Here is a 2,145-nt window from a genome sequence, read left to right on the forward strand (position 1 = left end):
GATTAATCACATATGGATTATGGTTTATGCCGGCCCCCCTGGCGGCATCTCTAATCCGTAAACCAGGGAGCGCGCTACTAGGCGAGTTCCTTCCAGCATTACTAGAATCAATAATACCTACTCCAGGCGGGTTAACGAATGCTATATATGGTATAGCGCAGGGAGTATTTAGCGAGGCATCATATGCAGCCTTTATATATAGAAGATATGGTTTGCTGCAGGCATGCCTAGCAGGGGCTTTACCAGCGGTACCAGCATTTATTCTAGACGCCCTGTTATTCGGTGATATCTACCCAGTTAACGAGGCAGTAGTGGTTATAGCGGCCATAGCGTTAAGTGGAGCATTATACGGTGCAGCATCATACTTAGCGGCTAAGGTGGTTAAAGGCTGAGGAATGATAACTCGAAGTGTAACCCCGAAAACTACTGTTTTATATATGATTAAAAGCCTCTATACTCCTAAGAACTTAGTAGTTTATCCCGGGATTTTAGGTGTAGGTAGCATGACTACCCGTATTATTCTCAGGAACGATGTTGTTGATGTAAATGGGAGAGCCTACTCAGCCCCCCAGATAGTTTTGAAGGGAGTTTTCACCGGGGAAATAGTTTTAACTAGGGATAAAATAGAAGGGGTTCTCACAGCTGATACCGATCCAAGGGTCTTATTAGAGGAAAACATCCTTTTCGTAGACAATGGAGTTGAATTAACTGGGACTGTTAACTCAATAGATATCCGTGGAATGCAACGGGACATCGCAATATCTACGGGCATTGGAAAATACCGTGGCTCCGAAGTGGTTGTGAGGCTCGAGAACACTAGATCTATAATAAGTCTAAGCACTCATCCATTGAATGCAAGGCTAGTGTTTGAAAACTCTTACATAGAGGTTAAACAATCGTTTCTCGATGTAATCATTAAGGTTAGATCTCTCTAATTGGTTGGGGAAGCCATGGTAGACTAGGTATGGGCGGTAGCCTCCTCTTATGCCGGCTTCTCCTATGTAGCGTTAGAACTTTTTCAAACACGTTAAGGGGTAGGCCGGTCGCATCAACGGCTTCTTCCGTGCTTAACCCCTTATCGATCAACGAGTAGAATACTAGGTCTACCATGTTATATGATAAACCCAGTTCCTCTTCAGCCAGATGATCCCTCCATAGTCTCGGTGAGCTCGGCTTACTGGTTATTCTTACAGGTAGCCCAAGATACCTACCCATCTCCCTGACCTGTGTCTTGTATAGGCATGCAATGGGCAATACGTCCACGCCTCCATCACCGTATTTTGTGAAGTACCCTAGGAGAATCTCGCTTCTATCCCCTGTGCCGATCACCACACCATTCAACTTGTTTGCTAAATAGTATAAAATATTCATCCTAATCCTGGCTCTCAGATTCCCGGTGCTTAATTTTTCGTTTACATCGAAGCCTGGTATAACTCTATAAGAGTTGACCACGTCATCGATTGGTATGATCATGTATTCCACGCCGAGATCTCTTGATAATTCCACTGCATCATCTACGTCTTCGGTAGGTGTCACCCTTGTATCAGGCATTATGACTCCGATAACCCGGTCCGATCCAACCGCGTCAACAAGTAGCCTCAGTGTTACAGATGAGTCAAGTCCACCGCTTAAACCAATAATGGCTTTCTTTGCTCCAGAATCATTGAAATATTTCTCAATAAAATCTGCTATCGATCTAGCTACAACATCAAATGGTATCGCTAATAAATCCTCAATGGATATGCGCTTCAAATCCGGCACCATTTAAATAATCTGTCTCGTCGAAGCTTAAAAGGACTTGCTTGTAAACAGTGTATTTGAGGATTGATTTTCATAAATATACCTGATCAATTAGTATCGTGGTGGATACCCATCTTGACACACGGTTTAAACACTGTTGACTCAAACCAGTATTCCCTTATGGCTGGAAAAACATCATAGCATGTAGCATTCAAAGACGGGTACCCGGTACCGCGATTAATCCCACCCGGACTAGAGACCCATGAACCCAGGAGTACGAGTTCAAAGCGGATTTAACCAATATTATAATTATCGAGTAATTCGCATTATTTCTTAGGGGCTTCTCCTGGATTATCCGGTTGATTGATGAAGCATTAACCGTTTCTTCCTAGGTGTTTACTCCAA

At 43.4% G+C, this 2,145-nt stretch carries 3 protein-coding genes; 2 read left to right on the plus strand and 1 reads right to left on the minus strand.

The window, feature by feature from the left end; genetic code table 11:
* Together ACP5N5_RS06715 and ACP5N5_RS06720 are read left to right on the plus strand one after the other, a co-directional pair.
* Positions 1-392 (plus strand): ECF transporter S component (locus ACP5N5_RS06715; protein WP_428134365.1); only part of this gene is annotated, 392 nt, incomplete at its 5' end.
* Positions 393-503: 111 nt separating this feature from the next.
* A complete protein-coding gene (locus tag ACP5N5_RS06720; protein ID WP_012609133.1) occupies positions 504-935 on the plus strand; it encodes a hypothetical protein in 432 nt (143 codons plus the stop codon).
* Here the strand turns inward: ACP5N5_RS06720 and ACP5N5_RS06725 are convergent.
* A complete protein-coding gene (locus ACP5N5_RS06725) occupies positions 922-1,764 on the minus strand; it encodes an NAD+ synthase (protein ID WP_428134369.1) in 843 nt (280 codons plus the stop codon). The genes ACP5N5_RS06720 and ACP5N5_RS06725 overlap by 14 nt on opposite strands.
* Between the last annotated feature and the right edge of the window lie 381 nt (positions 1,765-2,145).

This window comes from Desulfurococcus sp. (genome assembly GCF_049970475.1).
GTDB lineage: Archaea > Thermoproteota > Thermoprotei_A > Sulfolobales > Desulfurococcaceae > Desulfurococcus > Desulfurococcus amylolyticus.

Excerpts from the sequence above, each read along its gene's own strand:
- ACP5N5_RS06720 (WP_012609133.1), top strand. The coding sequence starts at position 504 with ATGACTACCCGTATTATTCTCAGGAACGATGTTGTTGATGTAAATGGG.
- ACP5N5_RS06725 (WP_428134369.1), bottom strand. The coding sequence starts at position 1,764 with ATGGTGCCGGATTTGAAGCGCATATCCATTGAGGATTTATTAGCGATA.